This is a genomic window from Streptomyces colwelliae (assembly GCF_048158785.1).
Lineage (GTDB): Bacteria > Actinomycetota > Actinomycetes > Streptomycetales > Streptomycetaceae > Streptomyces.
Genome location: NZ_JBLTJC010000888.1, coordinates 1 through 634, shown reverse-complemented (window position 1 = coordinate 634; position 634 = coordinate 1). Strand labels below are relative to the sequence as shown.

General features: G+C 74.0%; 1 protein-coding gene. It reads right to left on the bottom strand.

Going from position 1 to position 634, the window contains the following annotated elements:
* Positions 1 to 57: 57 nt before the first annotated feature.
* Positions 58 to 634 (bottom strand): carbonic anhydrase (locus ACNFOC_RS55005; protein ID WP_416966398.1); only part of this gene is annotated, 577 nt, incomplete at its 5' end.

Genomic DNA, 634 nt, shown 5'->3' with positions numbered 1-634 from the left:
GTGGGGGGAGAGGGAGGGGGAGTTGCTCAACAGGCTTGTCAGCGTGGGGAGTTGGGGCTACGGCAGCAGGGACACGAGCCCCGTGTCGAGGTCGAAGCGGGCCGCGACGACGTGCGCGGAGGTGAAGGCGGGGTCGGCGCGGATCGCGTCCCTGACCCAGGCCGTGTGGGACCGCATGGTGTGCTCGGCCCAGTCGCCGGGCAGGGCGCGGGTGCGGCGCGCGGCCGGGCTGATCTCGTCGACCAGGAGGGCGAGATGGCCGGGGACGGGGGTGCCGGTCTCCAGGTGCGCGAGGGTCGCCGCCACCGCGCCGCAGCGCTCGTGGCCGAGCACCAGCACCAGGGGGATGCGCAGTTCCTCCACCCCGTACTGGATGGACGCGAGCACCGCCTCGTCCAGGACCTCGCCGGCCGTCCTTATGCACAGCAGGTCGCCGAGGCCCTGGTCGAAGACCAGCTCCGGCGGCACCCGGGAGTCGACGCAGCCGACGATCACCGCGAACGGGTGCTGTGCGGTGGCCAGTTGACGGCGCAGCCGGCGGCTCTCGTCCGGGTGGCGGGAGTGGTCGGTGGCGTAGCGGCGGTTGCCGTCCAGGAGTTCGGCGAGCGCGGCGGAGGCGGTGGTCGGGTGGGGG